The sequence below is a fragment of the Mesorhizobium delmotii genome (assembly GCF_900149755.1).
In the GTDB taxonomy this organism is placed as follows: domain Bacteria; phylum Pseudomonadota; class Alphaproteobacteria; order Rhizobiales; family Rhizobiaceae; genus Mesorhizobium; species Mesorhizobium delmotii.
Genome location: NZ_FUIG01000025.1, coordinates 87,734 through 107,576, shown reverse-complemented (window position 1 = coordinate 107,576; position 19,843 = coordinate 87,734). Strand labels below are relative to the sequence as shown.

Below are 19,843 nucleotides of genomic sequence, written 5' to 3'. Positions count from 1 at the left end.
GGCGTAGACCCAGGGCAGCACAGCCAAATCCTGGCGCCAGGTATGCCGTTTCACATGAATGGCCAGCAAGGTTTCCTGCACGACATCCTCGGGATCGACACCGCCCTGAACGATCTTGCGCCTGATAAAGCCTCGAACGAGAGCAGCCGTCCGGCGCAGAAAGTCGGCGTAAGCCTTTTCATCTCCCGCGATCGCGGCCCGCATCAGCCGGGAAAGCTCGGCTTCGTCCTTGCCGGTCACAAGAGTTCACTCCCCGATATTCGCGCCTCGGCGCTGATTTGTTACGTGCTGGCGAAATAATGTCCAAGCCAAAATATGGGAACATCACGAAGGTTTCACCTCCGGCGCCCGATTACGCAGCTCATCAATGTTGACTACACCGGTCATGAATTGATAGGTGCAGCCTTGCTAAATCAAGACCATCGAGATCGAGAGGGATGACGTCCATGAAATATGCTCTTTCCGCCCTTGCCGGTGCCACGGCACTTGCAATCAGCCTGATCGCCGGCCCGGCGATGGCCCAGGACGGCGGCATCGTCGTCTACAATGCCCAGCACGAAAGCCTGACCAATGCCTGGGTTGAAGGTTTCACCAAGGAAACCGGCATCAAGGTCACCGTTCGCCACGGCGGGGACAGCGATTTCTCCAACCAGATCGTCGCCGAAGGCGCCGCCTCGCCGGCCGACGTGTTCCTCACGGAAAACTCGCCCGCCATGGTGCTGGTCGAGTCCGCCGGCCTGTTCGCGCCGGTCGATGCCGATACGCAAGCGCAGGTCCCGCAGGAGTACCAGCCGGCCAGCGGCAAGTGGGTGGGCATCGCCGCGCGCAGCACCGTCTTTGTCTACGACAAGACCAAGCTGACCGCCGAGCAGTTGCCCAAGTCGCTGCTTGATCTCGCCGATCCGAGCTGGAAGGGACGCTGGGCCGCTTCGCCCTCCGGCGCCGATTTCCAGGCGATCGTCAGCGCCCTTGTGCAGCTCAAGGGTGAGGCCGCAACGGCCGACTGGCTGAAGGCAATGAAAGAGAACTTCACCGCCTACAAAGGCAACAGCACGGTGATGAAGGCGGTCAATGCCGGCGAGGTCGAAGGCGGCGTGATCTATCACTATTACTACTACGGCGACCAGGCCAAGACCGGCGAGAACAGCAAGAACATCGGGCTCCACTATTTCAAGAACCAGGATCCGGGCGCGTTCGTCTCGGTTTCCGGCGGTGGCGTGCTGGCCTCCAGCAAGCACCCGAAGGAGGCCCAGGCCTTCCTGAAATGGGTAACCGGCAAGGGTGGTCAGGACGTGCTGAAGACCGGCAATTCCTTCGAATACGCCGTCGGCAAGGGCGCGGATTCGAATCCGGCGCTGGTGCCGCTGGCCGATCTGCAGGCGCCGAAGGTCGACGCGACGACGCTGAACTCCAAGAAGGTGACCGATCTGATGACGGCAGCCGGCTTGCTTTAGTCGGCGTTCGTCCTAAAAGGGCAACCGACTGCGCTCCTGCGGGAAATCGCTTTCCGCAGGAGCGCTCTGTTTTTCGAGGTGGCATTCGTCCATGACGACAAGCTGCGTTTTTGGCCACGTTCGCGGCCCTTCGACCGTTTCCGCCACCGGGCCGGCAGCGGCGCGGCGTCTGAGCTGATGCAGTCTGCGGCCGACCTTGCACGTTCAGGCTTGCCGACCGGCATGGTCGCTGGGCAATGGACGCGCCGGCGGCCCATATCCTGGATTTCGCTAGCCGCCATCCTGGTCTCACTTTTCTCCCTGCTGCCGCTCGCCTTCATCATCTGGATTGCCGTGCAGACCGGCTGGGAAACCGTATCGGCACTGGTGTTCCGGCCGCGCGTCGGCGAGCTGCTGGCCAACACCCTGCTTTTGGTGGTGCTGGCCGTACCGATCTGCATCGTGCTCTCGGTGGCGCTGGCCTGGCTGACCGAACGCAGCAGTCTTCCCGGTGCCCGCCTGTGGGCCTGGCTGTCGGTGGCGCCGCTCGCCATTCCTGCCTTCGTCCACAGCTATGCCTGGATCACCCTGGTGCCGGGACTGCACGGCCTGTGGGCCGGCGTTCTGGTTTCCGTCGTCGCCTATTTCCCGCTCCTCTATCTGCCGGTGGCGGCAGCTTTGCGCCGGCTCGATCCTGCCCTCGAAGACGCCGCAGCAGCCGTCGGCCTTGGGCCGTGGCGCGTGTTCCGGCGGGTGGTGCTGCCGCAGCTCAGGCTCGCCATCTGCGGCGGCTCGCTGCTGATCGGCCTGCATCTCCTGGCCGAATACGGCCTCTACGTGTTCATCCGCTTCGATACCTTCACAACGGCGATCGTCGACCAGTTCCAGTCGACCTTCAATGGCCCCGCCGCCAACATGCTGGCTGCGGTGCTGGTGACGTGCTGTTTCGTGCTGCTCGGGATCGAAGTGCTGGTGCGCGGCGAGGAGCGCTATGCCCGAGTCGGCTCGGGCGCTGCGCGGCAGCAGCAACGCACAAGGCTCGGCCGCGCCACGATCCCGTGCTTGGCTCTGCCGGTCGTCACCACCCTGCTGGCGCTGGGCGTGCCGTTCGTCACCATCAGCCGCTGGCTTGTGGCCGGCGGTGCCGATGTCTGGCGCCTCGATGAGATCGGCCTGGCGCTCGGCCAGACCCTGTTCCTGGCGCTCGCCGGTGCCCTGCTCGCCACCATCGCCGCCATGCCGATGGCCTGGATCTCGATCCGCGCGCCGGTGCCGCTGCAGCGGCTTCTGGAGGGCTGCAACTACATCGTCGGCTCGCTGCCCGGCGTCGTCGTGGCGCTGGCGCTGGTCACCATCACCGTGCGGATCGCTCTGCCGCTCTACCAGACCCTGTTCACGATCCTCGTTGCCTATGCGCTGATGTTCCTGCCGCGCGCCCTGATCAGCCTGCGGGCGTCGATCGCGCAGGCGCCGGTCGAGCTCGAACGCGCCGCCGCCAGCCTTGGCCGATCACCGCTCAAAGCGCTGTGGTCGACGACAATCCGTCTGTCGGCGCCGGGAGCCGCGGCGGGCATGGCGCTGGTGGCGCTCGGCATCATGAACGAATTGACTGCAACGCAGATGCTGGCGCCCAACGGCACCCGTACGCTGGCGATGGCCTTCTGGGCCCACAGCGGCGAGATCGACTATGCCTCCGCCGCACCTTACGCCCTTATCATGGTGGCGATGTCGCTGCCGCTGACCTGGCTGCTCTACGTCCAGTCGAAGCGGATGGCCGGGCGATGAGCTTCCTCGAACTCACCGATGTGCACAAGCACTACGGCCCGGTGGCTGCACTGGCCGGTGTCGATCTCAGCGTGGACAGCGGCAGCCGCACCGCAATCGTCGGGCCGTCCGGCTGCGGCAAGACGACCTTGCTGCGGCTGATCGCCGGCTTTGAGGCGCCGGACCAGGGCCGCATCGTGCTCGACGGCGAGGTGCTGGCCAATGGCGGCGCCGCCGTGCCCGCATATCGGCGGGGCATCGGCGTGGTGGCGCAGGACGGCGCCCTGTTCCCGCATCTGAGCATCGCCGCCAATATCGGCTTCGGCATGCGAAATCACGAGGACAAGCGCACCGAGCGCATCGTCGAACTCGCCTATATCGTCGGGCTCGACAAGGCGATCCTGAAACGGCGGCCGCACGAGCTCTCCGGCGGCCAGCAGCAGCGTGTGGCGCTGGCCCGCGCCATGGCCATGAAGCCGCGGCTGATGCTGCTCGACGAACCGTTCTCGGCGCTCGACACCGGTCTGCGCGCCTCTATGCGCAAGGCGGTGGCCGAGCTTCTGGAGACCGCCGGCATCACCACGATCCTGGTCACCCACGACCAGGCCGAGGCGCTGTCCTTTGCCAGCCAGGTCGCGGTGATGCGTGACGGGGTATTTTCGCAGGTCGGCACGCCGCGCGAGCTCTATCTCAAGCCGAAGGACAGGATGGTCGCCGAATTCCTCGGCGATGCCATCATCCTGCCGGCCAAGATCGCGGACGGTTTCGCCAGCTCGCCGCTCGGCCGCATCGCCGTCGACAGCACCGAACGGCGCGATGTCGTCCGCATCATGCTGCGGCCGGAACAGGTGCTGTTGAAACGGACATCGCGCGAAGGCATGTCGGGCACGCCGGACATGCTGTTCGGCGAAGTGACGGAATCCGAATTCGCCGGTTCGATGTGCACCATCGCGGTGCGGCTCTTGAACAGTCCCGATCCGCCGGACGCAGCCGCGATCGGCAACACGCCATTGATCCTGCGCAAGCCGGGCATGGACACACCGGTGGTTGGCGAAATCGTCCGGCTGACGGTGTCGGGCAAGGCGCATGTGTTTGCCTGAACGGTCTTGCGCCGCTCGCGGTCCGCTGGCCAGGACGACAGGCTGGCTTCAATCGACCCGTTTTCCGGCCTGATCGAACCAATGCAGCTTTTCGGCCCTGGCGACGACACGCAACTGGTCGCCAGGCTTTGCGGCGGCGCGCCCTGACACGCGCACGACGATACGGCTGCCGCCTGCGGCGCAGTGAAGAAAGCTTTCGGCACCGACCGGCTCGACTGCCTCGACTGTCGCCGGCAGGACGAGCGCACCGGGCAGCGCCTCAGCGTTGAAGGTGACGTCGGCATCTTCAGGGCGAAAACCCAGTGTCACTGCTGGTGTTTCGCGAGCCGCGAAGTCGATCGCTGTGCCGTCAGCCAATATCGGGCCTGAGGAACTTCCGGTCAGCGCCAGAAGATTCATCGGCGGTGCGCCGATGAAGGAAGCAACGAAGATCGAGGCCGGCTTTTCGTAGATGTCGAGCGGCGCACCCGTTTGCTCGACCAGTCCGGCGTTCATGACAACAAGGATGTCGGCCAGCGTCATCGCCTCGAACTGGTCGTGGGTGACATAGACCGAGGTGACGCCAAGCTTGCGCTGCAAATTCTTGATCTCGACCCGCATCTGGCCGCGCAATTTGGCATCGAGATTGCTGAGCGGCTCGTCGAACAGGAAGACTTTCGGATTGCGCACGATGGCGCGGCCCATGGCAACACGCTGGCGCTGGCCGCCGGAAAGCTCGCGCGGGCGCCGGTCGAGCAGCGCCGAGAGCTCCAGCACCTTGGCGGTCGAGCGCACCCTGCTGTCGATCTCGTCCTTCGGCGTGCCGCGGTTGCGCAGGCCATAGGCCATGTTGTCGTAGACCTTCATATGCGGGTAGAGCGCATAGTTCTGGAACACCATGGCGATGTCGCGCTCGGTCGGGCCGATGGCGTTGACCACCTCGCCGTCGATGGCGACCGTACCGGCAGAAATGGTCTCCAACCCGGCGATCATTCTGAGAAGGGTGGACTTGCCGCAGCCCGATGGACCGACCAGCACGCAAAGCTCCTTGTCGGGAATGGCGATGGAAACGCCCTTCACGGCTTCGACGCCGCCGGGATAGACCTTCTTCACATCCTTCAGATCGACGGTCGCCATCGGCTTCTCACTTTTCGGATTCGACCAGGCCGCGCACGAACCAGCGTTGCATCAGCACTACCACCAGGATCGGCGGCACGATGGCCAGCATCGCCGTGACCATGACCAGGTGCCATTCGGTGTCGGCATCGGCGAAGGAAACCATCTTTCTCAGTGCGATGACGATGGTGTTCATATCGTTGCTGTTGGTGACAAGCAGCGGCCAGAGATACTGCGTCCAGCCATAGATGAAGAGGATCACGAACAGCGCCGCGATGTTGGTGCGCGACAACGGCAAGAGAATATCGAAGAAGAAGCGCCATGGCCCGGCGCCGTCGACACGCGCCGCCTCGACCAATTCGCCCGGTATGGTCATGAAGAACTGGCGGAACAGCAGCGTCGCGGTGGCCGAGGCGATCAGCGGGATGATCAGGCCGGCATAGGTGTCGATCATGCCGAGATCGACCATCACCTTGTAGGTCGGCAGGATGCGCACCTCCACGGGAAGCATCAAGGTGATGAAGATCAGCCAGAAGAAGGTCATGCGCAGCGGAAAGCGGAAGAACACGATCGCATAGGCCGACAGGATCGAGATGAAGATCTTTCCCACCGCAACGCCAAACGCCATGATCGTGGTGTTGAGGAGCAGTTGGCCGACGCTGACGCCGCCGATGCGGCCAATGCCGCCGAACAGCGCCTCGCTGTAATTGTTCCATAGCTGGCCGCCGGGCAAGAGCGGCAGTGGCGGCCTGAGGATGGTTTGCAGCGTGTGTGTCGAGGCAACGAAGGTGTAGTAGATCGGAAAAGCCACGATCAATATGCCGAAGATGAGCACGGCATGGGCGATGAAGGTGCGGAGCGGGGCTTGGCCGATCATCGCTGACCTCAACCGTAATGGACTTTGCGTTCCACGTAGCGGAACTGGATGGCGGTAAGCGCGATGACGATGGCCATCAGGATGACCGACTGCGCCGCCGAGTCACCCAGGATCAGATTGACGAAGCCGTCATTGTAGACCTTGTAGACCAGCGTCTCGGTCGTCTTGCCCGGCCCGCCGCCGGTGACGGCATGAACGATGCCGAAAGTGTCGAACAGGGCATAGACCGTGTTGACGACCAGCAGGAAAAAGGTCGTCGGCGCGAGCAGCGGGAAGACGATAGTCCAGAAGCGCTTGGTCTCACCGGCGCCATCCATGGCCGCCGCCTCGATCAGCGTTTTCGGCACCGCCTGCAGGCCGGCGACGAAGAACAGGAAATTGTAGCTGATCTGCTTCCAGGCAGCCGCCGATACCAGCAGGATCATGGCGTGGGTGCCGTTGAGCAGCGGATCCCAGGCGATGCCGAGGCTTCTCAGCAAATAGGCCAACGAGCCGATCGAAGGATTGAACAGAAAAAGCCACAGCATGCCGGCAATCGCCGGCGCCACGGCGTAAGGCCATATCAACAGTGTGCGGTAGAGGCCTTTGCCGCGCACTGCCTTCTCGGCCATGACCGCAAGCAAGAGGGCCACACCCATGGCAACGATCGCCGTCGCAAGCGAAAACACCACCGTGACCTTGATCGAGTTGAGGTAGGCCGGATCGGCCAGCACTTTGCGGAAATTGGCGAACCAGACGAACTTGGTCCTCAGCCCGAACGGGTCCTGTCTGAGCATCGACTGGTAAAGCGCCTGACCGGCCGGCCAGTAGAAGAAAACCAGTGTTATGGCGAGTTGTGGCGCCACCAGCAGGAAGGGCAGGATCTTGTTGGGAAAGACGATGCGTGGAGACAGGCTGATTTTCCCTCGCTATCCAGGGGTCGCCCACGCGAGCTCGCGTGGGCGATATTCCAATCGACCAACCGAGATAATCTCGTCAGTTCTCTAGCGCTTCCTTGATCGCGGCGTTGCCGCGCGTGACCGCGTTGTCAAGCGCCTGCTGAGCGGTTTGCTGGCCGGCCAGCATCTTCTCCAACTCCTCGTTCTGGATATCGCGCACCTGCGGCAGATTCGGCAGGCGCACGCCCTTCGAGTTGTCGGTCGGCGCCTTGCCCGTCATCTGCAGGATGGGCGTCTCGCGGCCGGGGTTCTTGTCATAGAATCCTGATTTCTTGGTCGCCTCGTACGCAGCGAGCGTCACCGGCAGGTATCCCGACTTCTGGTGCAGATATTCCTGCACATCGGTCTTGGACAGGTAGGCGAAGAAGGCCGCGACGCCCTTATATTGCTCGTCCGACTTGTTGCCGAACACCCACAGGCTGGCACCGCCCGGCGTGGTGTTCTGCGGTGCGCCCTTGGCGTCGGTATCGTAGGGAAGCTGGCCGATGCCATAGTTCATGCCGGACTTGACGATGTCGCCGAGACCGCCCGAGGATTCGGTGAAGATGCCGCATTCGCCAGCAAGGAAGATCTGCTTGGCTTCGGACGTGCGCCCGCCATATTTGAAGGTGCCGTCCTTGGCGAGGTCTGCGAGCGCCTGGAAGTGGTTGACGAAAATCGGCGCGTTGATCTTGAGTTCGACATCACCGCCGGCCAGACCGTTCTGCTGGGTGGCCCACGACACGTCATTCCATGCCGCGAAATTCTCCAGATGGATCCAGGTCAGCCAGGTCGAGGTATAGCCGCATGAGGCGGCGCCGCTCGTCTTGATCTTCTTGGCAGCTTCCCACACCTCGTTCCAGGTCTTGGGCGGGTTGTTCACGTCGAGGCCCGCCTTCTGGAAGATGTCCTTGCTGTAGTAGAGGATCGGCGAGGAGGAGTTGTAGGGGAAGGACAGCATGGTGCCGTCCGGCTTCGAATAATAGCCGACGATGCCGGGCAGATACTGGCTCTTGTCGAAGATCATCCCGGCACCTGTCATCACCTCGGCCACCGGCTTGATCGCACCCTCGGCCGCCATCATCACGCCGGTGCCGACATCGAACACCTGGAGGATATCTGGCGCCTGTCCGGCGCGGAAGGCAGCGATGCCGGCATTCAGCGTCTCGGGGTAGGTGCCCTTGAACACCGGAACCAGCTCATAGTCGCTCTGACTGGCGTTGAAATCCTTGGAGATCTTGTCGACGACCTCGGCGTTGGCACCGGTCATGGCGTGCCACCAGCTGATCTGCGTGACGGCGAAGGCGGAGGTGGTGGAAAGCAGGGTCAAGGTGGCGGCAACACCGGCCGCGAAGCCGAAGAACTTCATGTTTCATCTCCCGTTTTGTCATTGGCGAAAGGGCACTCTCGCAAAGGCAATATGTGCCGCTCGTGACAATTGGACAACGGATTTGTTGCGGATCGATGAACTCGATCTCCACTTAAAGTGGCGCACGCTTCCGAATGATAGTCGATGGAAAGGAATTGCCAAGCCGGCTTACTGTTCGAACAAAGGCGACGGTGACCGGCAATCGCCGGCGCCTAAAGCGCGTCGCATTTGAATGGATGCGACGCGCTTTAGGTTCTTGTTTTAATGCATGTCGTTATCGCACTGCGCACCCTCGGGTCAGGCCCTGGGTCAGGCCCGAGGGCATGCTTGTGCGCGACATGCATTAGTCGGACTTGCCGAGCGCCGTCTCGACCAGCCGCTTGGCATCCGGGCTCGACCACTCGGCAGGGCCGTTCATGTGAGCGATCAGGCAGCCTTCACCGTCGATCAGCATGGTGACCGGCAGGCCGAGCGCCAGGCCGCGCGTCTTGAGATCGTTGAACAGCGCCATCGTCGAATCACGGTAATAGCCGAGCGCCTCGACGCCGATTTCCTTGAGGAACTTCTTCGGCTTGGTGTCGTCGCCGGCATCGACATTGACCGCGACGACCTCGAAGGCGTCGCTGCCCATTTCTTTCTGCAGCGCGTCGAGCGCCGGCATTTCGGCGCGGCACGGCGCGCACCATGTCGCCCACAGATTGAGCAGCACCGTCTTGCCGGCATGGTCGGCGAGCGTCATCGGCTTGCCGCCAGGGTCGTTGAAGGCAAGGCTTTTCAGCGATTGCGGCGGATCGGCCGGCAAGAGTGCGGCAACCTGGCCGGTGGCAGCCGCCGCGACCGTCTTGGCGCGGTCAGCCTTGGCGGCGCAGGCGACATCGTCCTTGCTGTCGTCAACGGCGACTTGAGCGGGCGCGTTGTTGCCAGAACCGCTCTCGCTGACATATACCGCGACCGCGCCGGCCAGCACGCCCGCCACCAAAGCGGCGAGGATGAGGCGCGGGGCCGGAAAAAATTGATTGCCGTCTGCCATTTTTAAAAACTGCTCCGGAGCACGGGTTATAGCGATGAGCGACAAGAAGGCCAGCAACCAGATGTGGGGCGGACGTTTTGCCTCGGGTCCGGCCGCGATCATGGAAGCCATCAACGCGTCGATCTCGTTCGACCGCAAGCTCTACGCGCAGGATATCAGAGGCTCGATCGCCCATAGCGAGATGCTGGCGCAAACGGGCATTATTTCGGCGGCCGATCAAGAAAAAATCGCTCACGGGCTGAACACGATCCTGGCAGAGATCGAAGCCGGCACGTTCGAGTTCTCGACCAGGCTGGAAGACATCCACATGAATGTCGAGGCTCGCCTTGCGGAACTGATCGGGCCGGCCGCCGGCCGCCTGCACACCGCCCGTTCGCGCAACGACCAGGTGGCGGTCGATCTTAGACTGTGGGTCAAGGACGAGTGCTTTCGCGTCGCCGGGGCCCTGAAGGGCCTGATCACGGCGTTCCTAGAACGGGCCGAGGAGCATGCGGCAACTGTGATGCCTGGCTTCACCCATATGCAGGCGGCGCAGCCGGTGACCTTCGGCCACCACTGCATGGCCTATGTCGAGATGTTTTCGCGCGACCTGTCGCGTGTTCGCGACGCCATCGAACGGATGGACGAAAGCCCGCTCGGTGCCGCCGCCCTTGCCGGCACCAGCTTTCCGATCGACCGGCACAAGACGGCCAAGGCGCTCGGCTTCCGCGAGCCGATGCGCAATTCCCTGGACAGCGTTTCGGACCGCGATTTCGCGCTTGAATTCTTAGGGCTGGCGGCAATCTGCGCGACGCATCTGTCGCGGCTGGCCGAAGAGATCATCATCTGGTCGACGCCGCAATTCGGCTTCGTCAGGCTGTCGGACTCATTCTCTACCGGCTCCTCGATCATGCCGCAGAAAAAGAACCCCGACGCCGCCGAACTGGTGCGCGGCAAGACCGGCCGCGTCACTGGCCATCTGGTCGGTCTGCTGACGGTGATGAAGGGCATGCCGCTGACCTATGGCAAGGACATGCAGGAGGACAAGGAATCCGTGTTCGACGCCGCCGAGACGCTTGACCTGATGCTGGCGGCGATGACCGGCATGGTGCGCGACATGACGGTGAACGCTGCCGCCATGAAGAAGGCCGCCGGGTCAGGCTATGCGACCGCGACCGATCTCGCCGACTGGCTGGTGCGCACCCTCGGCCTGCCGTTCCGCGAGGCGCATCATGTCACCGGCCGCGCGGTGGCGCTGGCCGAAGAGAAGAAGATCGGGCTCGACAGGCTGCCGCTGGAAGACTTGCAGTCCATTCACCCCGGCATCACGGCGGACGTGTTTTCCGTGCTTGCCGTGCAGAACTCGGTGAAGAGCCGCACGAGCTTCGGCGGCACCGCGCCGTCGGAAGTGAGGAAGCAGATCCGATACTGGAAAAAGCACATTACCAAGGCGTGATGCTCGTGCGGCGAATCCGAAATTCGCATCACGTTGGAGCAGCGCGGCGAGCGAATTTCGGATTCAAAAGCCGCACGAGTTAATTGATGAATTCTAGTGTGGTTTTGGATTTGAAGTTCCTTAACGCGAATGCCATCAATGACAGGAACTTCAAATCCACCACACTAGGTGCAATGCCAGAAAAACTCGGCTAAAAGCGGCGGGCAAAAGTTTCGGACGGATGGATCGATGACCGCAAGCAGGATTTTGGTGACGCTCGCGCTGCTGGCGGCGCTGGCAACCGTAACGGCCTGCGGCAGGAAAGCCGGGCTCGAGACGCCCTATGAGGCGGCCGTGCAGGCGCGCAAGGACGCACAAAAGGCCGAGCAGCCCGTGCCGCCCGAGCCGGAAAAACCGGTCAAGGACAAGAAGTTCATTCTCGACCCGTTGATCTAGAGCCGATGAGATCGGCCGATCTCATCGTGCTCCAACTTCCGGAACCGCTCTTGTGAACCATTTCGACTACCGCGACGGCGTGCTGCATGCCGAGGACGTGGCGATATCAGATATCGCCGCAAGCGTCGGCACACCGTTCTATTGTTATTCGACGGCGACGCTGACCAGGCATTTCCGCGTGTTTGCGCAGGCCTTTGCCGGGCTCGACGCGCTGGTCTGCTACGCCATGAAGGCGAATTCCAACCAGGCGGTGCTAAAAATCCTGGGCAGGCTCGGCGCCGGCGCCGACGTGGTCTCGGAAGGCGAACTGCGCCGCGCGCTGGCCGCCGGCATTCCGGCCAACAAGATCCTGTTTTCCGGCGTCGGCAAGACCGCGCGCGAAATGGATTTTGCGCTCTCGGCCGGCATTCTCTGCTTCAACGTCGAATCCGAGCCGGAACTTGAATTGCTGTCGGCCCGCGCCGCGGCGCTGGGCAAGGTCGCGCCGATCTCGCTGCGCATCAACCCGGATGTCGATGCCAAGACCCACAAGAAGATCTCCACCGGCAGGGCCGAGAACAAGTTCGGCATTCCCTGGCAGAAGGCGCGCCAGGTCTATGCCCGCGCGGCTGAACTGCCTGGCATCAAGGTCACCGGTATCGACACCCATATCGGCAGCCAGATCACCGAATTGCAGCCCTTCGACGACGCCTTCGCGCTGCTGGTGGAACTGGTCGGTGTGCTTCGTGCCGACGGGCACGCCATCGAGCATATCGATCTCGGCGGCGGCCTCGGCATTCCCTACCGCGTCGACAACAGCCCGCCTCCCTTGCCGGACGCTTATGCCCAGATCGTCAGGAAGCACGTCGCCAAGCTCGGGCTGAAGGTGATGTTCGAGCCGGGCCGGCTGATCGTCGGCAATGCCGGTGTCCTCGTCTCGCAAGTGATCTTCGTGAAGGAGGGCGACGCCAAGAACTTCCTGGTCGTCGACGCCGCGATGAACGATCTGATCCGGCCGACGCTCTACGACGCCTTCCATAACATCAAGCCGGTGGTGCAGCAGCCGGCCGTGGCGCCGCGCATGACGGTCGACGTCGTCGGCCCGGTCTGCGAGACCGGCGATTATCTCGGCCTCGACCGCGACCTGCCGCGGCTCAAGGCCGGCGACCTGATCGCCGTCGCCACCGCCGGCGCCTATGGCGCGGTGCAGGCCGGTACCTACAACACCCGCCTGTTGGTGCCCGAAGTGCTGGTCGACGGCGACCGTTTCCATGTCGTGCGCCCGCGCCAGACTTATGACGAGCTAATCGGGCTGGATTCGCTGCCTGATTGGCTGGAATAGACCCATGATCCCGAAAAAGTGGGAACCGGTTTTCGGAAAAGATCATGGTCAAACAAGAATAGATCGTCTGCAGCGCTACAGCCGGTGCTGAATCAGCGCCCTGGTCTCGGCGATCCTGCCCTCGTCGCGGCGATAGAATGTCCACTGCTTGATGCGTTTGCTGCGCAGAAGGCCCGCCTGGGTCAGCACTCGCATATGCTCGCTGAGCGTCGCCTGGGTGATGCCAAGCTTTTCGGCGATCAGCAGCGCGCAGACGCCGTCCTCGACCAGATCGCCATCCGTCTGCGGCGAAAAATGCGCGCGCGGATCCTTCAGCCAATCGAGGATTTGCAGCCTGCGCTCGTTGGCAATCGCCTTGAAGACATCAACCTCTTGCATTTAGCCATTTTGCTAAGTTACTAAGTGATGTCAACCCTCGGGAGCAGACCATGCTGAACGGCAATAGGATCACACGCGAACGCATCGCCGCAATGGAGCCGCGCATCCGGCCATTCGTGCGCCACACGCCGGTGCTGCGCGTCGACATGGCCGATTTCGGCCGTCCGCCTCTTGCCGTCGACCTGAAGCTCGAATGTCTGCAGCATTCCGGCTCGTTCAAGGCGCGCGGCGCGTTCACCAATCTTCTCGAACGGCCGGTTCCCGCGGCCGGCGTCGTCGCCGCATCCGGCGGCAATCATGGTGCCGCGGTCGCCTATGCCGCCATGCGGCTCGGCCACAAGGCGACGATCTTCGTTCCCGAAGTGAGCCCGCCGGCCAAGCTGGAACGCATCCGCGGCTACGGCGCCGAGCTGATTGTCGGCGGCGCGCGCTATGCCGAGGCACTGGCCGCCAGCGAAGGCTTCGCGGAAAAGTCGGGCGCGCTGCAGATCCACGCCTTCAACCAGGAGGAAACGCTGGTCGGGCAAGGCACGCTCGGCCTCGAGATCGAGGCTGACCTGCCGGAGCTCGACACGCTGCTGGTCGCCGTCGGTGGCGGCGGCCTGATCGGCGGCATCGCCGCCTGGTTTGCCGGCCGCATCAGGATCATCGCCGTTGAGCCCGAGGGTGCACCGACGCTCTATCGCGCCTTCGAGGCCGGCCAGCCTGTCGATGCGCCGACTGAGGGCATCGCCGCCGATTCGCTGGCGCCGAAGCGCGTCGGCGAAATGATGTTTCCAATCGCCGAAGCCTTCGTCGAGCGTTCCATACTGGTCAGCGACAACGAGATCATCGCCGCGCAGGCGGCGCTTTGGGACCGGGTGCGAATCATCTCCGAGCCGGGTGGCGCCGCCGCCTTCGCAGCGCTCCTGTCCGGCCGTTACGCGCCGGCTGCGGGCGAGCGTGTTGCCGTGCTGGTCTGCGGTGCAAACGCCAATCCGACTAAATTCTGACGATAATGGAGGCAGTATCGTTCACGTTTTCGGGAACCGCCTCGCCTTCGCCGTGTTTGTTGATATGCTTCGAGTGACGTGCATCTAAAACTTTGAGTCCTTCGCATCCGATTTTCGGGCCGGTGCGATAGATTTGTGAGGTTCGGGTTATCCCGCCCGAACAGGAAGGGCCGATGACGCAACGACCCACCTCCACCAGCGATCGCAGCCTGGCCGGGCGCCTTGCCCTGAGCCGGCTGGCGACGCGGGTCTCGATGACGGTCGAGCGTGGCTGGCCGTTGCTGCTGCCGCTGCTCATTGTCGCCAGCCTGTTCCTCAGCGTCTCGTGGCTCGGCCTCTTCCTTCTGCTGCCCGACGTGGCGCGCATGGGCCTCATGGCAGTGTTCGGCATCGCAGCCCTTGCCGCGCTCTATCCCCTGCGTTTCTTCCGGGTGCCGACCAGCGCCGAGATCGACCGGCGCATCGAGGCGGCCAACCAGTTGCTGCACAGCCCGGTGCTGGTGCAGACCGACCGGCCGAGCGGCAGGGAAAGCATATTTTCGCAAGCGCTGTGGCGCGAGCACCAGAAACGCATGGCCGAAAAACTCGGCAACCTCGGTGGCGACCTGCCGCGCACCCGGGTGCCGGAGCGCGACCCGTGGGGGCTGCGCGCCGTGGCTGCGCTTTTGTTGGTCACCGCCTTTGCCTTCTCGTTCGGACCGTCGGGCGGCCGCATCGCAGACGGGTTCAGTGCCCACGCGGCGCGGGACGCCGTGCCGCCGCGCATCGACGCCTGGGTGACGCCGCCGGCCTACACCGGCAGGCCGCCGGTCTTCCTCACGTCCCCAGCCCTCGCCAACCCAGCCCTCGCCGACAATGGCAATCAGGCTGCGCCCACCTTCACTGTTCCGGAAGGCAGCGATGTGTCGCTGCGCGTCACCGGCGGTTCCGGCGAGGAAACGCTGAGCTACGCCGACGCCGACGGCAACGCTCGCACCATCGAGCCGGCCGGTCAGCAGGCCGACGCGGCCAAGCCGGCGGCGGCAACGCCCTCCACGGCAACGCCCTCCACGGTGCGCCAGTTCACCGGAAAGCTGACCGCCAACGGCACGCTGACGCTGAACTCGGGCAATGACGAACTCGGCAACTGGGCCTTCGCGGTGATCCCTGACAAGCCGCCGCAGATCCGCTTCGTCGGCGAGCCGAAACGCGCCGTCAATGGCTCCTTCGAACTCAACTACCAGATCGACGACGACTATGGCGCGGCCTCCGCCAAGGCGGATTTCGTATTGGCCGACCCGCCGGCGCCGAATGCGCATCCGCTCTATGGCCCGCCCGAAATGCCGCTGACGCTGCCGCGCCGCGGCGCCAAGGGGAATGCCGCCAAGACCACCAAGGACCTGACCGAGCATGTCTGGGCCGGCGGCAACATCGAGCTCAGGCTTGTCGCCACCGACGACGCCGGACATACGGCAACCAGCGAAACCAAGACGCTGGTGATGCCGGAGCGGCCTTTCTCCAACCCGCTGGCGAGGGCCGTGATCGAGCAGCGCCGCGTGCTGGCGCTCGACGCCAACGCCAAGAGCCGCGTGCTCGACCTGATGGACGCGATCACGCTCAGGCCCGAAGACACGTTCGACAACATGGCGCACTACCTCGCCATCATGAGCGCCCGCACCCGTTTGAAGATGGCCGACAACGACGACAAGTTGCGCGACGAGGTCGCCTATCTGTGGGAGATCGCGCTCGGCATCGAGGAAGGCAATCTTTCGGAAGCCGAGCGGCGGCTGCGCCAGGCGCAGCAGGCGCTGCAGGACGCGATCAAGAACGGCGCCAGCGACGAGGAAATCGACAAGGCGATGAAGGAACTGCGCGAGGCGATGAACCAGTTCCTGCAGGAATTCGCCCAGCGTGCACAGCAGAATCCGAACGCGCCGCAGATGCAGCAGAACGGCCAGGAACTGCGCCAGAGCGACATCGAACGCATGATGGACCAGATCGAAAACCTGGCGAAATCAGGCGACCGCGACAGCGCGCAGCAATTGCTTTCGCAACTGCAGGACATGATGAACAATCTGCAGGCCGGACGTCAGCAGCAGGGCGGCCAGCAGAACAGCGAAATGCGCCAGCAGATGGACAAGCTCGGCGAGATCATGCGGCGCCAGCAGGAGATGATGAACGAGACCTTCCGCTTGGACCAGATGCAGCGCGGCCAGCAACAGCGCGGGCAGAATCGCGAAGAGCAGCTCGGCGAGAACGGTGAGCAGGGCCAAATGGGCGAACAGGGCGAGCAGCCCGGCCCAGGTGAAGACCGTGATCCGCTCGGCCGGCCGAAGCCGATGACGCCGCAGGAATTCGCCGACGCGCTGAAGCGGTTGCAGGAAGGCCAGGGCAAGCTGCAAGGCGACCTCGAGCAGCTGAGAAAAGGCCTCGAAGGCATGGGTCTCGAGCCCAACGAAGGGTTTGGCGAGGCCGGCAAATCCATGGGCAATGCCGAGCAGGCGCTTGGCGACAGCGATGGCGACCAGGCCGTCGGTCACCAGGGCCGCGCGCTGGAAGCGTTGCGCAAGGGCGCCAAGGACATGATGAAGCAATTGCAGGCCATGCAGGGCGACGAGGGCGAAGGCGAGCGGGGCGGCCGCCAGCAGAACGCCGACCGCGATCCGCTCGGCCGGCCGCGCGCTACCGAAGGTCCCGATTTCGGCGATTCGGTGAAGGTCCCGGACGAAATCGACGTGCAGCGCGCCCGCCAGATCCTCGAAGCGATCCGCAAGCGGCTCGGCAACGCGCTCAGCCCCGACATCGAGCGCAGCTATCTGGAGCGGCTGCTGGAGCTGAAATAAAGCCGCCCTGCTCTAGCGGTTGGTGAACGCCTCGCGGATCGCCTCCTCCATGCCGTCGATGGCCTCGCCGGAAGCGTTCGGATTGCGGCGCAGCACCACGTTCGAGGAATCGATGTCGCCGAACCCATCGGCGGCCGTAAGTTCGCGGCAGCCGGCCGGGATGTTGCTGCGCGAGATCGGCGCGATCGCCAGCCCGGAGGTGACGGCGAGCCGCAGGCCGCCATTGGTGTCGCTGGTATAAGCGACACGATAGGCGAGGCCGCGCTGCTCCAGCGACTTGATCGCGAAATCCTTGCACCAGCCGGCACGGTTGTAGAGTGCGATCGGCACCGGCCGCTCCTCATGCATGTGATGCAGCTCCGACGTCACCCACACGGTCGGGTCATGCATCAGCACCTCACCGCCGGAGAGATCCTGCCATTCGAACACCACCGCCAGATCGAGTTCGCCGGCGGCGAGCGCCGCGATCTGCGCACCGGAATGCGCGTAGCGGACGGTGATGTCGACCTGAGGATGGCGCTTGGCAAAGGCGCCGAGCGCGCGCGACAGGATCGCGTGGCCATATTCCTCCGGGATGCCGATGCGCACCGGCCCGCCAAGCGGCGCCGCGACCATCGATGCCGCCGTCTCGTCCAGCAGCGATACGATCCGGCGGGCGTTGACGATGAGTTCGCCGCCGCGGCGCGTCAGCGCCACACCACGCGAGCCACGCTCGAACAGGCTGTCGCCGACCACATCTTCGAGCTTCTTCATCTGCATCGAAACCGCCGATTGGGTACGGCCGGCCTGCTCCGCTGCCTTGGTGAAATTGCCGGTGTCGGCAACCGCGACGAAGGTGCGCAGCAGATCGCTGTCGAGCGTGGGCTTCATTTGTCCGCCATAAGAAAATATGATTGCTGGCATCATTCCAATTCGTTTGCAACATGTCAAACGGCAGATAATAGTCACCTCACCCATTGGATATGCGGCTGCGAAATCGGCCGCGGACCAATCTAGAGTCCTCACTCGTACCCGCTGCCCGAAACGGTGGCGGGTTCTTTTTGATGCATGTCGCCCAAAAGTGCGCAGCGGTTTTGGGACAGCGACATGCATCACCAAAAATTACCAGGCCCGGCTCTCGGGCCGCACACGCAAGGAGCCGCTGAACGACATGCAGAACCGGATCGTTTTCGGCATGGCAAGCCTTTGCCTCGGCGTTCTGGTGTTCTCGCTCCAGGACCCGCTGATCAAGGCCGTATCGAGCACTTATCCGGTGACCGAGGTGATGGCGATCCGCTCAATCGTCGCCCTGCCCATTCTTCTCGTGCTTGTTCATGCCGATGTCGGGCTCAGCGCGATCTTTTCGAAGCGGTTTCGCATGCTGACGATGCGCGCCTTCATCCTGTTCACCTCCTACACGGTCTACTACCTGGCGATCGCCGCCCTGCCGCTTGCCGACGCGGTGGCGCTCTATTTCATGGCACCGCTGTTCATCATGGCGCTTGCCGGGCCTTATCTCGGCGAACGGGTGGCGTGGCAGACGCTGGTCACCGTCATGGTCGGAATGCTGGGCGTGCTGGTGATGCTGCGGCCCGGTGCCGGGCTGTTCGACTGGGCGGCGCTGCTGTCGCTGGCCTCGGCGGTTCTGTACGGCTTTTCGCAGTTGATGGCCCGCAAGATCGGTGACACCGAATCATCCACGGTCATGGCGTTCTATCAAAACGGCGTCTATCTCCTGGGCGCTGCAGCGGTCGCCGGGCTGTTCTGGCTGGCAGGAATAGCTCACGCCACGCATCCGAGCCTCGAATTCCTGGTCAGGCCATGGATCTGGCCGACGCCGATCGATCTTCTGACGATGGCCGCCTGCGGCTTGGTCGCTTCGGCCGGGATGATCCTGTTGTCGCAGGCCTACCGGCTGGCGCCCGCCAACAGCGTCGCCACCTTCGAATACACCGGCATCATCTGGTCGCCGCTGTGGGGTTTCCTGTTCTTTGCCGAAGTGCCGCGATCGACCACCGTCGTCGGCGCCGTCCTCATCATCGGCGCCGGTCTGTTCGCGCTCCATGCCAGCCGGCGCCGGAGCAGCGGGCCGGCAATCGCGGCGACCTGCGATCCCGCCTGACCGCGATTAGGCTTGGATTCTAATGCATGTCGCCCAAAAGTGCGCAGCGGTTTTGGGACGACGACATGCATAAAAACAAGAACTTAAAGCGTCGCATGAATCCCTTCAGACGCGACGCGCTTTAGGCAAAACAGGCGAGCGCCTGTTCGACACGCGCGCGGATTTCGGCCAGCGTGAACGGCTTCTGCACGACATCCACAATGACGCCGTTCAATTCCTCGGCGCGTTCGCGCTGGTCGGCATAGCCGGTCATCAGCAAGATCTTCATCGCCGGGAAAAGCGACGCCGCCGCCTTGGCCATTTGGATGCCGTCCATCGCCGGCATGCGGATATCGGAGACGACAAGGTCGTAGCCGCCACGTGCTGCGCGGATCAGGGCAAGCCCTTGCGCGCCGTCGGCGGCGATGTCGATCATATGCCCGGCGCGTTCGAGCGCGCGGGCGGCGAGGGTGCGGACGGATTCATCGTCCTCGACGATCAGGAGCTTTGCCATAGCGGAATGTTGCCGTGGAAAAGTTGACTTTTTCTGAACCGCAACCGCAGTCAGGGAGAAAATCCGGAGCGCGCCGCATCGAAGAATTGCATACAGCGATTTCAAGCCCAGCGCACGGATCGAGCACCAAGGTGTGTTGAGATTCAGGTCAGGCCGAGTCGAAAACAGCGGCTTCCGAGAACCGGAGCGGAGCGTACTTTTGGTACGTGAGCCCGCGCATGATTTCGAAATCGAATTTGATTTCGGAAAGGTCATGCGCAAAATCAGAGTTCTACAGCGTC

17 protein-coding genes and 1 pseudogene are annotated in these 19,843 nt (G+C 63.4%); 9 read left to right on the top strand and 9 right to left on the bottom strand.

All coding sequences use genetic code 11. From position 1 onward, the window contains the following. Positions 1–240, bottom strand: a pseudogene (locus BQ8482_RS16695) (sigma factor); the annotation flags it as partial. A 206-nt stretch (positions 241–446) separates the two neighbouring features. Here BQ8482_RS16695 and BQ8482_RS16690 point away from each other — a divergent pair. From BQ8482_RS16690 to BQ8482_RS16680, 3 genes are all read left to right on the top strand, one after another. After that, positions 447–1,454: an iron ABC transporter substrate-binding protein gene (locus tag BQ8482_RS16690; protein ID WP_123148657.1), complete on the top strand. Its 1,008-nt coding sequence runs from the start codon at positions 447–449 to the stop codon at positions 1,452–1,454. 177 nt (positions 1,455–1,631) lie between these two features. After that, positions 1,632–3,218 carry an ABC transporter permease gene (locus BQ8482_RS16685; RefSeq protein WP_165848599.1) on the top strand — a complete coding sequence of 529 codons (1,587 nt, stop codon included), beginning with the start codon at positions 1,632–1,634 and terminating at the stop codon, positions 3,216–3,218. Continuing rightward, positions 3,215–4,297 (top strand): ABC transporter ATP-binding protein, encoded by a 1,083-nt coding sequence (locus BQ8482_RS16680; RefSeq protein ID WP_123148647.1) that lies wholly within the window; start codon positions 3,215–3,217, stop codon positions 4,295–4,297. The genes BQ8482_RS16685 and BQ8482_RS16680 overlap by 4 nt, the downstream gene beginning before the upstream one ends. A 48-nt stretch (positions 4,298–4,345) precedes the next feature. Here BQ8482_RS16680 and BQ8482_RS16675 read toward each other — a convergent pair whose 3' ends face one another. The 5 genes from BQ8482_RS16675 to tlpA all read right to left on the bottom strand — a co-directional run bounded on the left by BQ8482_RS16675 (position 4,346) and on the right by tlpA (position 9,585). Next, complete coding sequence (locus BQ8482_RS16675; protein WP_123148646.1) at positions 4,346–5,413, bottom strand: sn-glycerol-3-phosphate import ATP-binding protein UgpC; 1,068 nt, start codon at positions 5,411–5,413, stop codon at positions 4,346–4,348. 7 nt (positions 5,414–5,420) lie between these two features. Next, on the bottom strand, positions 5,421–6,269 hold the full coding sequence (ugpE, locus tag BQ8482_RS16670) for a sn-glycerol-3-phosphate ABC transporter permease UgpE (protein ID WP_123148645.1): 849 nt from the start codon (positions 6,267–6,269) through the stop codon (positions 5,421–5,423). 8 nt (positions 6,270–6,277) lie between these two features. Further along, positions 6,278–7,162 (bottom strand): sn-glycerol-3-phosphate ABC transporter permease UgpA, encoded by an 885-nt coding sequence (gene ugpA, locus BQ8482_RS16665; RefSeq protein WP_123148644.1) that lies wholly within the window; start codon positions 7,160–7,162, stop codon positions 6,278–6,280. 82 nt (positions 7,163–7,244) lie between these two features. Beyond that, a complete protein-coding gene (ugpB, locus tag BQ8482_RS16660; RefSeq protein ID WP_123148643.1) occupies positions 7,245–8,555 on the bottom strand; it encodes a sn-glycerol-3-phosphate ABC transporter substrate-binding protein UgpB in 1,311 nt (436 codons plus the stop codon). A 343-nt stretch (positions 8,556–8,898) separates the two neighbouring features. Next, positions 8,899–9,585, bottom strand: coding sequence for a thiol:disulfide interchange protein TlpA (gene tlpA, locus BQ8482_RS16655; protein WP_123148642.1), 687 nt, complete (start codon positions 9,583–9,585; stop codon positions 8,899–8,901). Positions 9,586–9,619: 34 nt separating this feature from the next. Here tlpA and argH point away from each other — a divergent pair, with 34 nt between their 5' ends. From argH to lysA, 3 genes are all read left to right on the top strand, one after another. After that, entirely contained in the window at positions 9,620–11,020 is a 1,401-nt protein-coding gene (gene argH / locus BQ8482_RS16650) for an argininosuccinate lyase (RefSeq protein WP_123148641.1), read from the top strand. 228 nt (positions 11,021–11,248) lie between these two features. Continuing rightward, complete coding sequence (locus BQ8482_RS16645) at positions 11,249–11,455, top strand: lipoprotein (RefSeq protein WP_095493413.1); 207 nt, start codon at positions 11,249–11,251, stop codon at positions 11,453–11,455. A gap of 52 nt (positions 11,456–11,507) precedes the next feature. Beyond that, positions 11,508–12,776 (top strand): diaminopimelate decarboxylase, encoded by a 1,269-nt coding sequence (lysA, locus tag BQ8482_RS16640; RefSeq protein WP_123148640.1) that lies wholly within the window; start codon positions 11,508–11,510, stop codon positions 12,774–12,776. Between the two features lie 75 nt (positions 12,777–12,851). Here the strand turns inward: lysA and BQ8482_RS16635 are convergent, their stop codons facing one another. Further along, complete coding sequence (locus BQ8482_RS16635) at positions 12,852–13,154, bottom strand: ArsR/SmtB family transcription factor (protein WP_077372890.1); 303 nt, start codon at positions 13,152–13,154, stop codon at positions 12,852–12,854. A 50-nt stretch (positions 13,155–13,204) separates the two neighbouring features. On the opposite strand from BQ8482_RS16635, the gene BQ8482_RS16630 reads away from it, so the two are divergent. Both BQ8482_RS16630 and BQ8482_RS16625 read left to right on the top strand, forming a co-directional pair. Continuing rightward, on the top strand, positions 13,205–14,146 hold the full coding sequence (locus BQ8482_RS16630; protein WP_123148639.1) for a threonine/serine dehydratase: 942 nt from the start codon (positions 13,205–13,207) through the stop codon (positions 14,144–14,146). Between the two features lie 173 nt (positions 14,147–14,319). Next, the gene (locus tag BQ8482_RS16625; protein WP_123148638.1) at positions 14,320–16,968 is read left to right on the top strand and encodes a TIGR02302 family protein; all 2,649 of its coding nucleotides are present in this window, start codon (positions 14,320–14,322) and stop codon (positions 16,966–16,968) included. Positions 16,969–16,980: 12 nt separating this feature from the next. On the opposite strand, the gene BQ8482_RS16620 is transcribed toward BQ8482_RS16625, so the two are convergent. Further along, a complete protein-coding gene (locus BQ8482_RS16620; RefSeq protein ID WP_123148637.1) occupies positions 16,981–17,838 on the bottom strand; it encodes a LysR family transcriptional regulator in 858 nt (285 codons plus the stop codon). Positions 17,839–18,118: 280 nt separating this feature from the next. Between BQ8482_RS16620 and BQ8482_RS16615 the strand changes: the two genes are divergently transcribed. Next, positions 18,119–19,069: a DMT family transporter gene (locus tag BQ8482_RS16615; RefSeq protein ID WP_123148655.1), complete on the top strand. Its 951-nt coding sequence runs from the start codon at positions 18,119–18,121 to the stop codon at positions 19,067–19,069. Positions 19,070–19,190: 121 nt separating this feature from the next. On the opposite strand, the gene BQ8482_RS16610 is transcribed toward BQ8482_RS16615, so the two are convergent. Next, the gene (locus tag BQ8482_RS16610) at positions 19,191–19,562 is read right to left on the bottom strand and encodes a response regulator (RefSeq protein ID WP_123148636.1); all 372 of its coding nucleotides are present in this window, start codon (positions 19,560–19,562) and stop codon (positions 19,191–19,193) included. Positions 19,563–19,843: the final 281 nt, after the last annotated feature.

Coding starts and splice junctions, on each gene's coding strand:
- argH (WP_123148641.1), top strand. CDS start 9,620: ATGAGCGACAAGAAGGCCAGCAACCAGATGTGGGGCGGACGTTTTGCC.
- BQ8482_RS16685 (WP_165848599.1), top strand. CDS start 1,632: ATGCAGTCTGCGGCCGACCTTGCACGTTCAGGCTTGCCGACCGGCATG.
- tlpA (WP_123148642.1), bottom strand. CDS start 9,585: ATGGCAGACGGCAATCAATTTTTTCCGGCCCCGCGCCTCATCCTCGCC.
- BQ8482_RS16680 (WP_123148647.1), top strand. CDS start 3,215: ATGAGCTTCCTCGAACTCACCGATGTGCACAAGCACTACGGCCCGGTG.
- BQ8482_RS16675 (WP_123148646.1), bottom strand. CDS start 5,413: ATGGCGACCGTCGATCTGAAGGATGTGAAGAAGGTCTATCCCGGCGGC.
- BQ8482_RS16610 (WP_123148636.1), bottom strand. CDS start 19,562: ATGGCAAAGCTCCTGATCGTCGAGGACGATGAATCCGTCCGCACCCTC.
- BQ8482_RS16625 (WP_123148638.1), top strand. CDS start 14,320: ATGACGCAACGACCCACCTCCACCAGCGATCGCAGCCTGGCCGGGCGC.
- ugpB (WP_123148643.1), bottom strand. CDS start 8,555: ATGAAGTTCTTCGGCTTCGCGGCCGGTGTTGCCGCCACCTTGACCCTG.
- BQ8482_RS16630 (WP_123148639.1), top strand. CDS start 13,205: ATGCTGAACGGCAATAGGATCACACGCGAACGCATCGCCGCAATGGAG.
- ugpE (WP_123148645.1), bottom strand. CDS start 6,269: ATGATCGGCCAAGCCCCGCTCCGCACCTTCATCGCCCATGCCGTGCTC.
- BQ8482_RS16635 (WP_077372890.1), bottom strand. CDS start 13,154: ATGCAAGAGGTTGATGTCTTCAAGGCGATTGCCAACGAGCGCAGGCTG.
- BQ8482_RS16690 (WP_123148657.1), top strand. CDS start 447: ATGAAATATGCTCTTTCCGCCCTTGCCGGTGCCACGGCACTTGCAATC.
- BQ8482_RS16620 (WP_123148637.1), bottom strand. CDS start 17,838: ATGAAGCCCACGCTCGACAGCGATCTGCTGCGCACCTTCGTCGCGGTT.
- BQ8482_RS16615 (WP_123148655.1), top strand. CDS start 18,119: ATGCAGAACCGGATCGTTTTCGGCATGGCAAGCCTTTGCCTCGGCGTT.
- BQ8482_RS16645 (WP_095493413.1), top strand. CDS start 11,249: ATGACCGCAAGCAGGATTTTGGTGACGCTCGCGCTGCTGGCGGCGCTG.